At 73.0% G+C, this 640-nt stretch carries 1 pseudogene; it reads right to left on the reverse strand.

Going from position 1 to position 640, the window contains the following annotated elements:
• Positions 1–640: pseudogene (locus tag FVW20_RS17985) on the reverse strand (hypothetical protein); the annotation flags it as partial.

Consider the following 640-nt stretch of genomic DNA (forward strand, 5'->3'; position numbering starts at 1 on the left):
GGCACGCGTCCCACGGCGTCCAGAACTGCGTCGGACATGGCGGGCGCGCCGGAGGCAAGGCCCACGTCGGCCAGGGTTCGCGGCGGCGCGGGGGCAAATTTCGTGGCGAGGGAGGACGCGCCGTCCACGATGCGGATGCGCGTCGACCCCACCACGTAACGCGGGCCGGGCCGCAGTTCCAGCCTGACGGCCACGGGCGATGCGCCGTCGTCGATGCTGCCCGCCGCCGTGCCCGCGTAGTACCCGTGGGCGCGCAGCACCTTCACCGCTTCCTGCTCGTCGGCCAGCATGCGGCGTCGCAGGCCGGTCATGCTTTCGGGAGGGGTGTCGGCAAGGCGTTGCAGCAGGCTGGCGTTGCGCGTCGCGTCCAGCAGTTCCCGATCATCCGCGCCGGGATCGGGCCGGGATGTGGGGGGCGTGTCAGGAAGACTGTCATGGGAGGGGGCGCCATTGGGGACACTGCCGTCGGAAGTGCTGCCCGTCGGCGCGATGATGAAGGAGACCCGGTAGTCCACGTTTTCCGAAGGCGGGCTCGGCGGCTGGCCGGGTGCCGTGCCCGGCGCAGCGTTCTGGTGACGGGGCGCAGCCGTGGGGTCTGCCATGGCGGGGGGGCACAGGTCGGGCGGGGTACGCGGCGGGG

The organism is Nitratidesulfovibrio oxamicus, assembly GCF_015731765.1.
Taxonomy (GTDB): domain Bacteria; phylum Desulfobacterota; class Desulfovibrionia; order Desulfovibrionales; family Desulfovibrionaceae; genus Cupidesulfovibrio; species Cupidesulfovibrio oxamicus.